The organism is Telmatobacter bradus (assembly GCF_048629425.1).
Classification (GTDB): Bacteria; Acidobacteriota; Terriglobia; order Terriglobales; family Acidobacteriaceae; genus Telmatobacter; species Telmatobacter bradus.
On the sequence record NZ_CP184532.1, the window covers coordinates 1,930,718 to 1,945,516 of the forward strand.

A 14,799-nucleotide genomic window follows, 5' to 3' on the forward strand; every position below is an offset into this window, starting at 1 on the left:
GGGCTGTTGTGCCGGGCGGAGGGTTTTTCTTTTGCGCATTTAAACGGTTGCCGTTTCCTGTTTCTTGCTCTGCTCCAGCAGGAAGGGCATGCCGAATTTGTAGAGCACATGGCGGACCGGGCCGGTGAAGTGGCGGGCGGAAATTTTCCGGTAATCCACATCCTGCTGCCAATAAAACTGGCGGTGATTGCTGATGATATAGCGACTTTCCGGCAAGGGACGCGCCTGCGCCGCCTGCATCAAAATGCTCAGGATGGTTTGTTCCGTGAACCAGGAACGAACCGGCGGTTTCCAGTCTCGCAAAAGATCCACCGCCAATGCAACCGACAAAGCACCTTGGGGAATATAAAGAACTCCCGAATTGAAGTTGGGAAGATAGTTCGCGCCAAGGGTTTGAGCGCGTTTTACTATTTCTGCATCGCGCGTATCGTCCTTGTCTTCGAGGAAGAAGCATGGTTCGTTCCTGGCAATACAGTCTAGCAACTCCACGGGTGGATGGAAGGCAAGCACGTCATGATCGGAGTAGAGAAGCGGGCTTTGCTGCGAGAGCGCCAGTAAAAAACCGAGTTTCTTGCCGAGCGGGTGATCGCGGAAAAACCCTCCCAGCACGGGTTCTTCCTGGCCTAGCTTTTCCACGAGTTGGGCTGCTTCATCGATCCGAACTTCGGGGAAAAGCCGCTTCGCATCTGCTTCGGTTTGCGCAGATAGTTTGCCGTCCACCACAAACTGCAATTGGAATTTGTTGTTCTTTAAAAAACGGTACCAGCTCCAGGCGGCCCACAGTGCGTCGGGCAAAGCGGCTGGCGTGGTGAGCACCACAAGGCGCGCACTGGAGGGGGTGACTGCGATGGGAGGAAGCTCTGTATAACGCTGGCGGATCGGGTACTCCCGCTTCCGCTCCCAATACCAGACAGGCTTGGTAAGCAATTTTTTCAGCATAAGACCTCTATTGAGATACGTATCGTGGATGAACTATTTATTTCCTGGCTAAAGTTGCGATGGTTCCGGGGCCATCTTTTATTGAAGATCAGAAAGCTAAAAAGTGTAGATGGCTCCATCTTACACGCAGAGGTCCGCGCGAGTTCTGAAGAGAAGTGGTGCGGACGGATAAAATCAAGCAAGGATCTCAGCTGGAACGTTGCCAGGCAATCGACAGAACACGGGATCGGAAGCTAACGCAAATTCAGAATTGGTGTAGAGGGAGTTGATAAGGCAGCGTGCCGTTTTTCTCAAGAAAACGGCACCTGGCACACTCTTTCAGACGGCACGATCATTCTGAATTTGCTTCTAGGAGTGGGAATGAAGAAGATCTATCTGCTTTCGACAGGCGGAACCATTGAAAAGGTGTATTCAGAGCAGCGCGGCGTGGTGGAGAACCGGGGGAGCAAGCTGGACCGCTACCTGCTGAAACTGCGTCTGCCGGAAAGCGAGATCGAGTCGATTTCCCTGATGAACAAAGACAGTCTGGAGATGACCGACGAAGACCGCGCGCTGGTGACGGACAAGGTGAGGGAACTGGCGCCGGAGGGCTTGCCCATCCTGATTACCCACGGCACCGACACGATGGTGGAGACGGGCCGGGTGATTGAAGCAGCCTGCCCCGGGCTGACCTCGCCCGTGGTGCTGACCGGTGCCATGACGCCGCTGGGCTTTGAGGGCAGCGACGGCCTGCAGAACCTGACGGAAAGCCTGATGGCCGCGCAGTTGCTTGGTCCGGGCGTCTTCGTGGTGATTCATGGGCAGGTTTTTCCCGTGAGCAAGGTGCGCAAGGACAAGGACAAGGCGACCTTCGTCTGGGTGTAAATTTTTTGAGTGCTTGGGTCAGTTGCTAGAATCAAAACAATATGTCGCTGACCCGAGCACAGGCTCTCGACTACTTCCGTTCCCCCGACTTGCTTGGCCTTGGTTTTGAGGCCGATGCAGTGCGCCATCGCCTTCACCCCGAGGGCGTGGTTTCTTACATCATTGATCGCAACATCAACTACACCAACTTCTGCACCGAGTACTGCAGCTTTTGCGCTTTCTACAGGCCGCTGAAGGGCGCACGCTCGGAAGAAGGCTACGTCCTGGACTTCGAGACGATCTACCAGAAGATCGCCGAAACCGAAGAGATGGGCGGCACTGGCGTGTTGATGCAGGGCGGAGTCCATCCCGACCTGAAGATCGAATGGTTCGAACAGCTTTTCCGTGGAATTAGAGAGCGCTTCCCGAAGATCTGGCTGCACTGCCTGACTTCAAGCGAGGTGCTGGCCATTGCCCATTACTCCGGTATTAGTCTGCGCGATACGCTCATCCGCCTGCGCGATGCGGGGCTCGACTCCATCCCTGGGGGCGGCGCGGAGATTTTGGACGACGACGTCCGCCGCCGCGTGGCACGCATCAAATGCAGCACCGAAGACTGGCTGAGCGTGCATCGTCTGGCGCATAGTCTGGGCATGCGCACTACTGCCACCATGATGTTTGGCATGGGCGAAAGCTTTGAGCAGCGCATCAATCACTTCGAGGTGATCCGCCAACTGCAGGAAGAGACCGGTGGATTCACGGCCTTCATTCCGTGGAGCTTTCAGCCGAAGAATACAGCCCTCGGTGGCCGCGGATGGGAAGAGACCACCAGCGTCGAATACCTGAAAACACTGGCGATTGCGCGCTTGTATCTGGACAACATCCTGAACGTGCAGGCCAGTTGGGTGACGCAGGGGCTGAAGGTGCTGGAGCTGGGGCTGCACTTTGGCGGCAATGACGTGGGTTCGGTGATGCTGGAAGAAAACGTGGTCCGCGCGGCTGGCACCTCCAACTGCACGACGGAAGAGGAGCTGCGCCGCATCATCCGCGACGCCGGCTTCAAGCCCGTGCAGCGCGATACGCTCTACCGGACGCTGTTTTTGAATTAGCACGCAATGGAAGTTTCTGGAGCTTCTTGCAGTATTGCTTTGCGGAGGGAGCAAGGGCCTTCAGGCCCTTGAAGAATTGATGCATTGAATATCGCCTTTAGGCGCGGGCTTTTTCTTACCCTACCTACTTTGGATTCCTGCCGGTGAAAAGACTTCCGGGGCTGAAGCCCGTGTTCTTTTTGCCTGCTTTTTGCAGGGGTTAAAACCCCTGCCTCCCTCCGCCACGAGTTTTTCTGCAACCTGTAAAGCCCTATCTGTTTTGAGGTTTTTGCGGCGACTCAAGTCATGCCCAGACACGGTTCTCCGTCTCAATCGGATTTTGCAAGGGGCACTCTTCGTTGGAATAAGGATTATGCTGCGTGTAGCTTTTATGCTACACGTAGGCCGTGATCGAGGTCGTAGTCTATCGGCAAGGGGACGGAGATTGTCCCTTCAACGATTGGTTTCACGGTCTACGGGACAAGCGTGCCCAGAGCCGGGTTCTGCTGTGCGTCCATAACGTCGAAGCGGGTAACTTCGGCGATTGTGCTTCTGTTGGCGAAGGGGTCATCGAACTGAGAGTTCATATGGGTGCAGGCGACAGGGTCTACTGCGGCCGGTCAGGCAATCATCTGGTCATTCTTCTTTGTGGAGGAGACAAATCCAGACAAAGCAGAGCATGGGCTTCAAGGACGAAGCCTATGCTCTGCTTTTGTTTTACGGTGCATTGCGTGGGCAATCCCACGAACCACTTTAGTGGATGGCGTTCACAATCACTGAGGTGATTACGCCCGAGGCAATGGCTGCCAGAACGTAGTTTCCATCAACCTCGCGCCATTCGCAGCCCGGAGGCGGCGGATCCAGATGGTAGGCGCGATAGTCAAGCCGATGGCCGCGCTTCCAATCGCCACCCTTCATGCGGGATCCCTGACGCCACTCGTCATGACGCACGAAGTGCGGTGCTGGAGCACCGTGATCATTATGGCGTGCAGGACCGTTGTGATCATCCTGCTGGTCGTCTCTATGGTCTTGCGGGCCTTGTGCAATGGCAGGGGCAATCGTTCCGGCAAGAAGCAGGGGAAGTACGATGCCTGCAGCGAATTTATTGATTTTCACAGAATCTCTCCAATCGGACGACCGCATCGCGCCGCAAGAACTTCCGCTCTTATCCTGCCGATGCAGCATCCTTCTCGATTCAACACGCTTTCCATGAAAAAGATGCGCATTGATCGTCTACTACATTGTAGAAGGTATGGGTGGTGCACCAAAAACGCATTCGGTTATGCTGGAGCCACGATGTGTGGTCGATACGCGCGAAAATCTGCACCCAGACTTTTGGCCGAATGGTTTGAGATGGAGCTGGAAGAGTTGCGCCACGCTGTTTCTAGTTGGAACGTGACGCCGCAGAGTTTTCAGCCTGTAGTGCGGCTGAATCCGGAGACAGGTCGCCGTGAGGCTCCGTTGCTGCGCTGGGGATTGGTTCCGGCTTGGGCGCGGGATGAGCGCATGGGGCTGAGCGCCATCAACGCCCGCTCAGAAGAGGCTGCCGCCAAGCCGGCCTTCCGTGAGGCGCTCAAAAAACGCCGCTGTCTGGTTCCGGCCGACGCCTATTACGAGTGGCAGAAGACGGGCCCAAAGTCTCGCCAGCCTTTCGCCATTGCGCCAGCGAATGGTTCTCCGATGGCCTTTGCCGGTCTGTGGGAGAGCTGGCTTGCGCCCACCGGCAGGCCGCTGGAGAGCTTTACGATTCTGACCACCGCGGCCAACGAAAAACTGCAGGCGATTCATGAGCGCATGCCGGTGATTGTGGAGCGCGAGGACTACACAAGCTGGCTGGTAGATGAGAAGGCCGCGGCTGACCTGCTGCGGCCGCTGGCTGCGGACCGCGTGACAAGCTGGCCGGTGAGCAGCCGCGTGGGCAATGTGCGCAACAACGATGCGGCGTTGCTGGATCCCTGCCAGCCTGAAGAAAGCCGGCAGGGATCTCTTTTTTAGAGCAACTCCGGAAATGCTTTAGTTCTGCTCCAGCAGTGCGGCCAGTCCCTTCAGGTTACGCACTACAATCTGCCGCGCATCTACTTCGATCAATCCTTCGGCGGCCAGGCGCATCAGGTTGCGGGAGATCAGCTCGCGCACCGTGCCCAGTTGATTGGCCAGCTCCTGATGGGTGCCGGGTAGCAGGAACTCGATGCCGCGTTCGCTCTGCCGGCCTTCGTTCTGCGCCAGTTTAACCAGTACGGCAATCAGCCGCTGGCGGATGGTGGTGAACGAAAGCTCTTCGATGATGCCGACCAGCCGCCGCAGGCGCGCGCCCACCACCGAGAGCACCTTCAGCGCGACTTCCGGGTGCTCGATGCAGAAGGCATTGAAGTCACGGCGGGAGATGAAGGCGATCTCGGCAGGTTCAATGGCCATGGCCGAGGCTGGATAGTTGCCACCATCAAAAACCGGTAGCTCGGCCACCGATTCACCGGGCACATTGACGGCCAGCACCTGCTCGCGTCCGTTGGCCGAGGTTTTGAAGATGCGTACCTTGCCCTGCGTGATGATGTGCAGGCCGCTGCAGGCGTCGCCTTCGCTGAAGAGCAGTTCGCCGGTCTGGTAGCGTTTGCGGGCGGTGCGCTGGGCAAGCTGCTTCAGTTCGGCGGGTGACAGCCCCGAGAGCAGCGCGGTCTTTTCAAGCACGAGGGTGAGGTCCGGTGAAGTGTGCACGCTGGCATTGTAGAGGATTTCAGGCCTGAGCAAAATCAGGGATTCTATACCCGCAAGCCACAGGTCCAAAGTTGCCGTGACCATCAGGGAACGGCAACCTTGCACGATTTTTCTGGGAGCCAGCGCTGTTGATAAACTGCCTTCCCGGGGGCTTGCGCACGAGGTTAAAACTTCTGTTACACTAAGCAAGTTGCCGGGCGCTGTGTTGAGCTTCCGGAGGTCGAGCAGGCCGGGAACCAGCCCGTGCAGCCATCCGGCCAGGAGCTTCTACAGGCAGCCGAAAGTCTTCCACAGGAACACTTTACGAAACACTTTCGGATCGGTTACAATCAAGAAGTAGTTAAGCAGTGGGGACGTAGCTCAGTTGGTTAGAGCGCTGCCCTGTCACGGCAGAGGTCGCGGGTTCGAGCCCCGTCGTCCCCGCCATCTTAAAGATGGCATGTGACATTCACCCCTCCTCATCCGACCGGATGCTGGAGGGTTTTGAGTTTCTGGGCTGATCCAGAGAGAAGGCCAGAAGAGAAGTGCTTTTGGCCGCCGGATTTTACGGAAAGCCTTCCGATCAGGTAGAATTGGAAAGTAGTCAAGCAGTGGGGACGTAGCTCAGTTGGTTAGAGCGCTGCCCTGTCACGGCAGAGGTCGCGGGTTCGAGCCCCGTCGTCCCCGCCATCATAAAGATGGCATGTGACATTCACCCTCCTCATCCAACCGGATGCTGGAGGGTTTTGAGTTTCTGGCTGTTGGACGAAATCTTTCCGCATTTTCCCGCCACGAACACTCTGCCTCTTCCTTTCAATCCGGCAGAAGGGAAGAAATGGCCCGCGCCTGAAGGCCCACCCGTAGGTTGCTGCATTCAGGGGCCTGAAAGCCCCTGCTCCTTCCGACCGCAAAAGGGCTTCTTCGAGCGGTTCTCCAATATGTGTAGCCCTTGTGAGGCTGTGCAGGGTGGCTTTTTCTTGAGAAAAAGCCACTGCGGTGGCTTCGGTGTACAGCAATTGGAGAACCGCTATAGGCTGCTGTTTTCAGGTGCATAGAAAAGCGGCCCGGCCAAAATCGACCGGACCGCAAAGATGATCAGATCCAGACCCCGGAGTGACTATTTCCGGAATCTGGATCAGGTACGAGGAGGTTGATTTAGAAGCTGATGCGGCCGGCGAGCTGTGCTTCGCGCGGGTTATAGGCGGAGGACATGCCCGTGACGGTGCAGAAGCTCGACGTGGAGCCGGCCTGCACGGTGCAGCTGGGCACGCCGTAGGTGGCGTGGTTGGCAACGTTCGAAACATCGGCTTCCAGTGACAGCTTCCAGGTGTTGTGGATCGGGAAGCTGCGCTTGAGGGCCATGTCAACGTTGACGTACTTCTGCGAGAACATGTTCATCGGAGCTACGCGGGGGGCATTGCCGTAGGCGTAATCCTCAGGTCCGTCGCAGACGTAGTAGGCCTGGCCATTGTAGGTGTGGTAGGCACCGGTGGGGGTGGCCGTGGTGTTGGATGCGTTGCAGTTACCAGCAGCAAGGACGGTGAATGCGTTCGGGTTGACGTAGTTGACGGAACCAATGTAGTTGGAGTTGCTGCTGTCCCAGCTGACGTTCTTGCCGCTGGCGCTCTTGCCCCAGCTATACTGGCGGCCCTTCTGGCCAGCCACGAGGCTGGGCATGCACGTGTTCAGGATGCTGGAGCCGGCGCAACCGCTGCCGGTGACGATGATCGGCTGACCGGAACGAACCGTGCCGATGCCGGAGAGTGACCAGTCGCTGGTGATGCTGCGATAGATCATGTTGTTGCCAAAGGTGTGGCCCTTGCCGAGCGGCAAGCGCCAGACGCCCGTGATGGTGAGGTTCTGCGGCTGGCTGGCCGCGGAAAGCGAGCGATCCAGACGCGCGTTGTCGTAGACGCGGTAGGTGCCCAGGTCATCGATGTTCTTTGAGAAGGTGTAGCTGGCCATCCAGCTGAAGCCATGCGACATACGCTGCTTGGCCACGACCTGCAGGGCGTGATAGTTGGTGTTGCCCACAAAGCTGGTGCCCGCGCTGACGCCCGAGTACTGCGGGAACGCCGCGTAGTAGGCACCCACCGTGTTGCTCGTGTAATAGCCGCCACCGCCGGTGAAGGCGTTCTGCGGCGTAAAGCCCAGACCCGACGCTACGGTGAGACCATTGGTGCTGTTCAGGTTGGCCTTGTTGCTCAGCAACGGGTAGGAGCAGCTGAGGCCGCTGCAGGCCGAGTAGGTGGTGCCGGTCGAACTGGCCAGCGAGTAGCCGGCCATGGCGGCGTAGCCTTCGCCCAGCTTGTTATTCCAGTAGGTTCCGGTGGAGCCGCTGGTCTTGATGAAGTGACCTTCGCTACCTACGTAGCTGATCGAGATGGAGGTATCCCGGTTGAGCTGACGTTCGATGCCGAGCGACCAGTTTTCGTATTCAGGAGCACGCGAGCCATAATACGAATCCCAGTACATGAGGCTGGCGGCATTGCTGGCCTTCATGTTGGCGGTTTCATAGGCGCCGTAGGCGGCCATGGAGCTGACGCCGGTAGGCAGGGTGGCGGAGGGTGTTAAAACCGATCCGGTATAGCCGCAGGCCGTCAGGCCGTCGCCGGCCAGGTTGCTGGCGCTGTGCGTGCTGTTGGTCGAGCTGCAGGCCGTGCCGTCCCAGTAGAAGGCCGGTTCGTTGGAGCCAAAGGCGTAACCGCCGGGCGTCGTCGAAGAGGTGACGTCGCTGGAGAGCAGGCCGGTGGTCGAGGGTGAACCGGACTGGCCGGGATCGGCGACCCAGTTGCCGCGGGCAAAGGAAAGTCCCCAGCTGGCGCGAACGACGGTCTTGCTGTTTACTGAATAGGCAAGGCCGAGGCGCGGCGAGACGTTCTTCCACCACATGCTGGAAGGAATGCTTTTGCCGGTATGATAGCCGTCGCTGGAGTTGCCGCCGGCTGCTGAAAACGCACCCAGGTTGCCGGTGTAGGGGTTGGTGGCCGTCGGATTCAGCCAGGAGATGTAGTTGTTCTTTTCGTGGACGGCGGGCCAGACGTCCCAGCGCAGACCACCATTGAGGGTCAGCTTGGACGAGAGCTTGTAGTTGTCCTGCAGCCAGAACGAGGGATCCTTCCAGCGCGGGCTCAGTTCAGGCGTTGCCACCGAGAGCGAACCGCTGTAGGCCGCGCCCAGCAGGAAGCTGGCATAGGCAGCGCCGGAGTTGCTGATCGATTTGCCGCTCGAGTAGCCGAGCGTCTGTGCCGTTTCGAAGGTAAATGTGGCCGGGCTAGAGTACGTGGTCGGGCTCTGAATGTTGAACTGCATCAATGTGAACTGACCGCCCAGCGTCAGGCTGTGCTTGCCCCGATCCCACTGCAGGTTGTCAGTGGCCGTGTAGGTGTCGTTGCCCTTGTTGTTGGCGGAGTATCCGCCCCAAGTGCCTGGAACGTAGCCGGATGCGCCCGACCACTTGATCGCGGGAAAGTAGCTGGCCTGTCCGGCAGGCATGTTCAGAATGCCGATCGTCGAGGCGGAGTACTGCGACTGTGTGTTGGTGGAGGTTGAGTCACTGACGTAACGCGAGGCGGCGATGGAAACCTGGTTGACCATATGCGAGTTGATCGTCCAGGTGTCCTTCAGAATGTCGACGTTGGTGTCGGGGTGATAGGTTTGCGTGGTGTTGAAGGGAGCCGGCAGCGTGCCACCCGAGTAAATGCCGGTGGAGGACTGGCGGCCAAAGGCGACGATCAGGCTGATCTGATGCGCCGGGTTGAGGTTGTAGTCCAGGCGGCCGGTCTGGTACCAGTTCGACAAGCCAGACTTGGTGCCGTAGGCAACGTTGTTGGTGTACAGCGCCTGGTTGGTGGAGCCTTCCAGAGGCATCAGATAGTTGCTGTCGATGTATTGCGAGGCCGCCGAGAAGCGTGCCTGCGGAATATGGTCACTGGCGAAGGCAGTACGCGAACAGGTGGTGGAGCAGGCTGCCTGGGTCTGCGTGGCCGGGTCATAGATGGCCGCAGCAGTGCTGGTTCCGGCAATGGCCGTCTGGTAGCCAGTGTAATCGGCATAGCTCTGCGAGTTGCCATTGCTGTCATAGCCCATCATGTTGTAGGTGGGCAGGGTCTGCAGCGTCGGGCTGGGACCCTTCTGATAGCGGTACTGGCCGTAGTTGTAGAAGAGGAAGAGCTTGTTCTTGATGATCGGACCGCTCAACACGATACCGTACTCGTTCATGACCTCTTGCGGCTTTACACCCTCAAGTTTGCACCATGCGGTGTCGGCGGTCAGGGTTGAGCTGCTGCACTTGCTGCCGGAGGGAACAATGCCGGTTGCGGTGGGCGTCTTGTTGTTTGTGCCCCATGCATCCAGGAACTTGTTGCGCAGATATTCATAGGCGGATCCGTGAAACTGGTTGCCGGCCTGCTTGATGGAGTAGTTCTGCACGCCCTGGCCGGCATACTGCGCGCTGTAGCCAATGGTCTGCACCTGGAACTGGTCGATGGAGTCCATGCCGAAGGCCGACCATGTCGGGCGTGGGTCGCCGACGCCGAGTGCGCTGGGCAGATCCGTGCCGTCAATGTAGAGTTCCTGCGTGCCGCCGGCAGGATTCGATCCGTTGACGCCGCCAGTGGCGTCGGTGGCGTTGGCTGAGCTGCCGTTGGTGTAAGTGTTCTGCACGCCGGGCATCAGCGCGGCAAAGTCAGTGGCGCGGCGCTGGTCGGCATTGCCGCCGGCGCCCATCAAAAGCGGAAGGCTGGAGTACATTTCGTTATCCATGACGGCACCCAGCGTGGCATCGCTGGTTTCCAGCACCGGAGGCGCTTCGGTCACGGTAATGGTCTGCTCGGCCCCGCCCACAGTGAGCTTGACGCTCAGAGGCACGGTCTGCAGGGCGTTCACGGTGATGTTTTCCTGCAGAAAGGTCTCAAAACCCTTGGCGGTGACGACGAGTGTGTAGTCGCCCGGTGACAGCGGGGAGACGTTGTAATCGCCGCTGGCCGTGGTGGAACGCACGGTTTTGGTGTTCTGCGAGGTAAGGGTGGCCGTGATGGTTGCGCCCTTGATGACCGCACCCGATGGGTCGACGACAGTGCCGGCGATGGCGCCATAACCTGCCATCTGCGCCTGTGCCACACCAGTCAACAGAATGGCAAGCACAAAAAGCCAGAATGGGAGCGCCAGGCGATGCTGTAGGCCTTGTATGACCTTTTTTGATGCCTGCGCCTCATGGATTGAACAACTCATGTAAAGCCTCCTTGATGAGCCGTGAAGGATTTACCGCAAGGGGAGAGAGAAGCGAAGAATCGCAAGGCCATCCTCAAAGGTAAATCGGTTCACGGCGGGCAATTGTCGGAGAGTCTTCCATGCCTTGTCAACGCAGATTTGCTAGTAAAAGAAGGCCTTTGGGGCGGTTTGAAGGAAAAAAAGAGCGTGCTTTAGTCAAAATTCTTTGTTTAGAATAGATTGTGGTCATACCACTTCCTTCTTCGAGCCTGAAGAAAGACTTTTGGTGGATTTGGAATGTGCAGATTCTATGTGTGTAGTCCGCAGTTCGGAATATTGGCTATATGACACCGTCATTATTCCCTTGTTTTTCGCCTCTGGTGGCGCAAGCTTTGCTGCTATTGCTTGTTTGCAGGTATTCTTCCTTTCGGTCTGACCTCTTGGTAGGAAGCAGGATGGTTACTTTAGTCGAATGCAGGTGTGGAAATGGTGATGGTACTTCCAGAGGGGAAACAGTGTTTTTTGCTCTACAAGTCGCACGGAATTTGGTAAAAACTAGGGTCAAGTAATCATTCGGCTGTGCTGATGAAACCAAATTTCAGGTTACCGATGCCCGGCCAGAGGAACTAAATGGTACTTCCAATCATCCAATTCGTCGTGGTCACGGCAATTGGCCTCTACATCTTCTGCTGGAAGATGTCCCTCCACCGCCGCGAGGCGAAGTCCTGGGATGTGTTGTTGGCGCGCTTAAGAATGGACTGGAGCGCGCGCGAGCTCAATGAGCGATTCCTCTGGAAAGAGGAGCTGGACGCTACGCCGCAGGATGTTTGGCAGCGCATGGAGGGCCCCAAGGGGCTTTGGGTGATGTACCAGAACGCCATGGTCATGCAGGAGATGGCAGATTACGTCGTCAAGCACTACGAGGGCGTGGATCTGCAGATGGTTGAAAATCTGCAAAGCGGATGTATGCAGGTGCGCTTGTGTGTTTTGGTGACTCTGACGCAGTACGGCCTGGCCAAAGCCGGAGATGGCGTGCGGATGAACGCCTACCGCGCCGCGTCCATGTACTCGGCAATGGCCGCGCGCATGACCAGACTTCTGCAGGAGCATGCAGCGGCGCAGATTCCAGACTTTGTAGCAGCTATGTGACGGCTTCCCCTTATCATCCTGAACGAATAGCATCCTGGACGAATGTGACCATCTTTACCCCGGCTTATGCCGGGGTAAAGATGTGCGCGGTAGAGTGCGAAATTGGTTCTGGCATTTGACGAAGACGCTGTTATAAAAAAACTACTTTTTGCGGTTTTGCAATAGACCAAGATTGCCGTGTGCCGTTTCTGCCAAGCTCCGCATGAGATTTTGCATGTGCGGGGAGAACTGTTCACGTACTGCCTCTGGCTGCGCAAAACATACCACCCAATATCCCAGCACAAACTCATAGGAAAGAGAATTGAAGAAATCAAGCCAGTGATAATTTATGCCTACAGATTGGTGGGAATGAATAAATGAAACAGTGAGTGCAATAAGGGAATAGGCGCCAAATCCTGTGGCAATCTGCAATTCACGATGCTTCCAGTTCATACGGAGCAGATGGCTGCAGGCGGTCAAGACTACAAAAACAAAGACTCGCAAAATTGCCATGGTCTGTTCCAAACGAAAAAGGAATATGCCTAAGACGTTCAATTTTCCTGGAAGTATAAGCTGAGAAAATGGCCAAAAACAGAGACCTAAAAGGCCAATCAGGATTGCGGACAGAATCAATGAGTATTTGGAAAGTGAGGCGTGAATCGGACGCAGAGTGCCCCATACGATCTCGAGCATGATCAGAAAGATCATTGAGGAATCGATTGAAAGTTGAATCAAATAGATTTTCAGAAAGAGTGGAGGTGAGACGTGCTTTGATATCCACCAAATGCATGAATCACTGAGCAAACTCCAGAAGCTATAAGCAAAAAATATGGGGAGTGATTTGTAGGAGCGCTTTTTTATCTGCAACAGAACCAAAATCAGTTCAAGCGGGATTCCGATATAAAAAGACAGCGCATCCAGATCCACCCCCCGCACCTCTTTAGAGCGCGGCCATGATCGGAATCGCTTTCTGTCAGATCATGGCCACTACGAACTTCGCAACGCTTCTAAGCGCTATTAGAACACGTGCTCTGCAAGGTTTGGCAGAGTAGGCGGTAGAGGCGATACGACGACGGGGCTGGCTGCAAGGTTTGGCAGAGTAGGCGGTAGAGGCGATACGACGACGGGGCTGGCTGCCATGGCGGCCTGAGAGAGTAGGGCGGAGGCGAAAACAGCGGCGGCAATTCTGGAAAATTGAATGGTCATGGTTTTATCTCCAAGCGAAGAAGTATTGAATTTCGCAGCGTAAAGTACACTGCACCGAGAGCGTAGTCCGCTGGGGAGGAAGGAGGAATAACCGAGGTAATGAGTGTGCCTCATTTTGATGTAAAGTTGGAAACCTTAGCGAGATTTTTCTGTAGAGTGCCAGCAAGTAAAAATATTTTGGTCTTTATTCTCTTCCGAAACAGGGGTTGCTTTCGATTGAAGACTTAATGTGTAGAAAATGAAAGGTTTCCTGATTGATACCCCGTGCAAACCCAGAGCATGGCAGGGGGAACTCCGGGAGGCGCTGCACGGTGGGGATTTTGGTGTGGGTCTTATGCTCCGGAGGGCCGCAGGGGCATTTGGCCTTGCGATGCCCGGGCGGAGTACCTTTTCGGGCTCTGATTACCATGTGGAAAACTTTGGTTCCACAGGAAATAGACGCAAATTTGGTACAGTGGGTCTGACAATGTTGTGCCTGAGGAGAGTTTGATGAACGATGTCAAGGCAGTTTCTTCCTTCGTATCCGGGTTTGCGTTGCCAAGCAGCGGGCACAAGGAAGTGCGCTGTGCGGTCCGTTTCCCACTCTCTTTGCCGGTAGTGGTTCTGATCGATGGGGAGGAAATGCCTGCTGTCTCCCGTAATGTGAGCGCCAGCGGTGTCTTGTTTGAGATCGGGCAGACTGTTCCGGTGGGCAGTGCAATTCAATTTACACTCCGGATGCCGGGGCAGATTTTGGGCACAAAACACGATGTTCTGGTTCATTGCGCAGGACGTGTGGTACGCTGCTCTTTAAGCCAGAATCTGTATCTTGCTGCTTCCACAATTGATGAGTATCGTTTTGCGGAGCAGTAAGCAGGCGGAAATGTGCGCTGGCGCTAGCTGACATATGGACATACTGGACGAAAATCCTGACGGCGAGATTTACGAATCAGCGGCCACACCGGGCGCAATTCGCATTATTCTTGCTGATTCCCAGGCAATCTACCGGGTCGGTATACGGAAGATTTTTGCACTGGAAGATGATCTGCGGGTGGTTGCACAAGCAGAGTCGCTGGAGAATCTGCGCGCCGCAATCGAACGCTATCCATCAGATATTGTGATTCTTGAAGGCAGTCTGCTGGCCGGAACCGCCAATGCGATTCCAGAGCTTTTGCGTCTGGCTCCTGATGTGAAGCTGATTGTGCAGGCTGTGGCCACGGATGAAAACTACACGGTGGAGCTTTACCGGCGTGGCGTGCGCGGAATCGTCTCTCGTTCCATCTCGCCCGACTTGCTGGTGCGCTGTGTGCGGCGCATTGCCGCTGGAGAAACCTGGATCGACAACCAGTCGGTGAATTGGGTGATTGAGGCTTATCGCTCGCAGGCCGCTGCTCTGGTGAGTCCGCGCAACCAACCCAGGCTTTCGCCCAAAGAGCTGTCGATCATCACCTGCATCACGCAAGGCAAGCGCAACAAGGAGATCGCCTTCCAGCTGGGCACCACTGAGCAGGTCATCAAGAACTACCTGCGCAAGATCTATGACAAGCTGGGGGTCAGCGATCGCCTGGAACTGGCGCTCTACTGCCTGCACAACAAGATTATCCAGGCTGATTCGGATGAGGAGTCTTTAGCCCAAAAGTTGGGTTGAGGCTGAATTCTATACAAAACAAAGAACGTGCCGGAGAATCCGGCACGTTCTTTGTTTTTGCTCTTG

Annotated in this window: 13 protein-coding genes and 2 tRNA genes; 10 read left to right on the forward strand and 5 right to left on the reverse strand. The window is 56.3% G+C overall.

Annotated features, from left to right (window positions below):
* Window positions 1-39: 39 nt before the first annotated feature.
* On the reverse strand, window positions 40-939 hold the full coding sequence (locus ACOBR2_RS08265) for a hypothetical protein (protein ID WP_420239548.1): 900 nt from the start codon (window positions 937-939) through the stop codon (window positions 40-42).
* A 360-nt stretch (window positions 940-1,299) separates the two neighbouring features.
* Between ACOBR2_RS08265 and ACOBR2_RS08270 the strand changes: the two genes are divergently transcribed.
* From ACOBR2_RS08270 to ACOBR2_RS08280, 3 genes are all read left to right on the forward strand, one after another.
* Complete coding sequence (locus tag ACOBR2_RS08270; protein ID WP_420239549.1) at window positions 1,300-1,803, forward strand: asparaginase; 504 nt, start codon at window positions 1,300-1,302, stop codon at window positions 1,801-1,803.
* A gap of 41 nt (window positions 1,804-1,844) precedes the next feature.
* Complete coding sequence (mqnC, locus tag ACOBR2_RS08275; protein WP_420239550.1) at window positions 1,845-2,891, forward strand: cyclic dehypoxanthinyl futalosine synthase; 1,047 nt, start codon at window positions 1,845-1,847, stop codon at window positions 2,889-2,891.
* Window positions 2,892-3,277: 386 nt separating this feature from the next.
* Window positions 3,278-3,655 carry a type II toxin-antitoxin system RelE/ParE family toxin gene (locus ACOBR2_RS08280; protein WP_420239551.1) on the forward strand — a complete coding sequence of 126 codons (378 nt, stop codon included), beginning with the start codon at window positions 3,278-3,280 and terminating at the stop codon, window positions 3,653-3,655.
* Here ACOBR2_RS08280 and ACOBR2_RS08285 read toward each other — a convergent pair.
* The gene (locus ACOBR2_RS08285; protein ID WP_420239552.1) at window positions 3,624-3,986 is read right to left on the reverse strand and encodes an RcnB family protein; all 363 of its coding nucleotides are present in this window, start codon (window positions 3,984-3,986) and stop codon (window positions 3,624-3,626) included. The two genes, ACOBR2_RS08280 and ACOBR2_RS08285, sit on opposite strands and share 32 nt — an antisense overlap.
* Window positions 3,987-4,166: 180 nt before the next feature.
* Between ACOBR2_RS08285 and ACOBR2_RS08290 the strand changes: the two genes are divergently transcribed.
* Window positions 4,167-4,865 carry an SOS response-associated peptidase gene (locus ACOBR2_RS08290; RefSeq protein WP_420239553.1) on the forward strand — a complete coding sequence of 233 codons (699 nt, stop codon included), beginning with the start codon at window positions 4,167-4,169 and terminating at the stop codon, window positions 4,863-4,865.
* A gap of 18 nt (window positions 4,866-4,883) precedes the next feature.
* Here ACOBR2_RS08290 and ACOBR2_RS08295 read toward each other — a convergent pair whose 3' ends face one another.
* Window positions 4,884-5,582, reverse strand: coding sequence for a Crp/Fnr family transcriptional regulator (locus ACOBR2_RS08295; RefSeq protein WP_420239554.1), 699 nt, complete (start codon window positions 5,580-5,582; stop codon window positions 4,884-4,886).
* 349 nt (window positions 5,583-5,931) lie between these two features.
* Between ACOBR2_RS08295 and ACOBR2_RS08300 the strand changes: the two genes are divergently transcribed.
* Together ACOBR2_RS08300 and ACOBR2_RS08305 are read left to right on the forward strand one after the other, a co-directional pair.
* Window positions 5,932-6,008: transfer RNA gene (locus tag ACOBR2_RS08300), tRNA-Asp, on the forward strand.
* Window positions 6,009-6,174: 166 nt separating this feature from the next.
* Window positions 6,175-6,251 (forward strand) — tRNA-Asp (locus ACOBR2_RS08305).
* Between the two features lie 465 nt (window positions 6,252-6,716).
* Here ACOBR2_RS08305 and ACOBR2_RS08310 read toward each other — a convergent pair.
* Window positions 6,717-10,793: a carboxypeptidase regulatory-like domain-containing protein gene (locus ACOBR2_RS08310; protein ID WP_420239555.1), complete on the reverse strand. Its 4,077-nt coding sequence runs from the start codon at window positions 10,791-10,793 to the stop codon at window positions 6,717-6,719.
* 21 nt (window positions 10,794-10,814) lie between these two features.
* On the opposite strand from ACOBR2_RS08310, the gene ACOBR2_RS08315 reads away from it, so the two are divergent.
* The gene (locus tag ACOBR2_RS08315) at window positions 10,815-10,988 is read left to right on the forward strand and encodes a hypothetical protein (RefSeq protein ID WP_420239556.1); all 174 of its coding nucleotides are present in this window, start codon (window positions 10,815-10,817) and stop codon (window positions 10,986-10,988) included.
* A gap of 414 nt (window positions 10,989-11,402) precedes the next feature.
* Window positions 11,403-11,921, forward strand: a complete 519-nt coding sequence (locus ACOBR2_RS08320) for a hypothetical protein (RefSeq protein ID WP_420239557.1) — start codon at window positions 11,403-11,405, stop codon at window positions 11,919-11,921.
* 141 nt (window positions 11,922-12,062) lie between these two features.
* Here the strand turns inward: ACOBR2_RS08320 and ACOBR2_RS08325 are convergent, their stop codons facing one another.
* Window positions 12,063-12,827, reverse strand: coding sequence for a hypothetical protein (locus tag ACOBR2_RS08325; RefSeq protein ID WP_420239558.1), 765 nt, complete (start codon window positions 12,825-12,827; stop codon window positions 12,063-12,065).
* Window positions 12,828-13,595: 768 nt separating this feature from the next.
* Here ACOBR2_RS08325 and ACOBR2_RS08330 point away from each other — a divergent pair.
* Together ACOBR2_RS08330 and ACOBR2_RS08335 are read left to right on the forward strand one after the other, a co-directional pair.
* On the forward strand, window positions 13,596-13,958 hold the full coding sequence (locus ACOBR2_RS08330) for a PilZ domain-containing protein (RefSeq protein ID WP_420239559.1): 363 nt from the start codon (window positions 13,596-13,598) through the stop codon (window positions 13,956-13,958).
* A gap of 34 nt (window positions 13,959-13,992) precedes the next feature.
* Window positions 13,993-14,733, forward strand: a complete 741-nt coding sequence (locus tag ACOBR2_RS08335) for a LuxR C-terminal-related transcriptional regulator (RefSeq protein WP_420239560.1) — start codon at window positions 13,993-13,995, stop codon at window positions 14,731-14,733.
* The last annotated feature ends 66 nt before the right edge of the window (window positions 14,734-14,799 follow it).

Coding starts and splice junctions, on each gene's coding strand:
- ACOBR2_RS08265 (WP_420239548.1), bottom strand. CDS start 939: ATGCTGAAAAAATTGCTTACCAAGCCTGTCTGGTATTGGGAGCGGAAG.
- ACOBR2_RS08270 (WP_420239549.1), top strand. CDS start 1,300: ATGAAGAAGATCTATCTGCTTTCGACAGGCGGAACCATTGAAAAGGTG.
- mqnC (WP_420239550.1), top strand. CDS start 1,845: ATGTCGCTGACCCGAGCACAGGCTCTCGACTACTTCCGTTCCCCCGAC.
- ACOBR2_RS08290 (WP_420239553.1), top strand. CDS start 4,167: ATGTGTGGTCGATACGCGCGAAAATCTGCACCCAGACTTTTGGCCGAA.
- ACOBR2_RS08310 (WP_420239555.1), bottom strand. CDS start 10,793: ATGAGTTGTTCAATCCATGAGGCGCAGGCATCAAAAAAGGTCATACAA.
- ACOBR2_RS08320 (WP_420239557.1), top strand. CDS start 11,403: ATGGTACTTCCAATCATCCAATTCGTCGTGGTCACGGCAATTGGCCTC.
- ACOBR2_RS08330 (WP_420239559.1), top strand. CDS start 13,596: ATGAACGATGTCAAGGCAGTTTCTTCCTTCGTATCCGGGTTTGCGTTG.
- ACOBR2_RS08335 (WP_420239560.1), top strand. CDS start 13,993: ATGGACATACTGGACGAAAATCCTGACGGCGAGATTTACGAATCAGCG.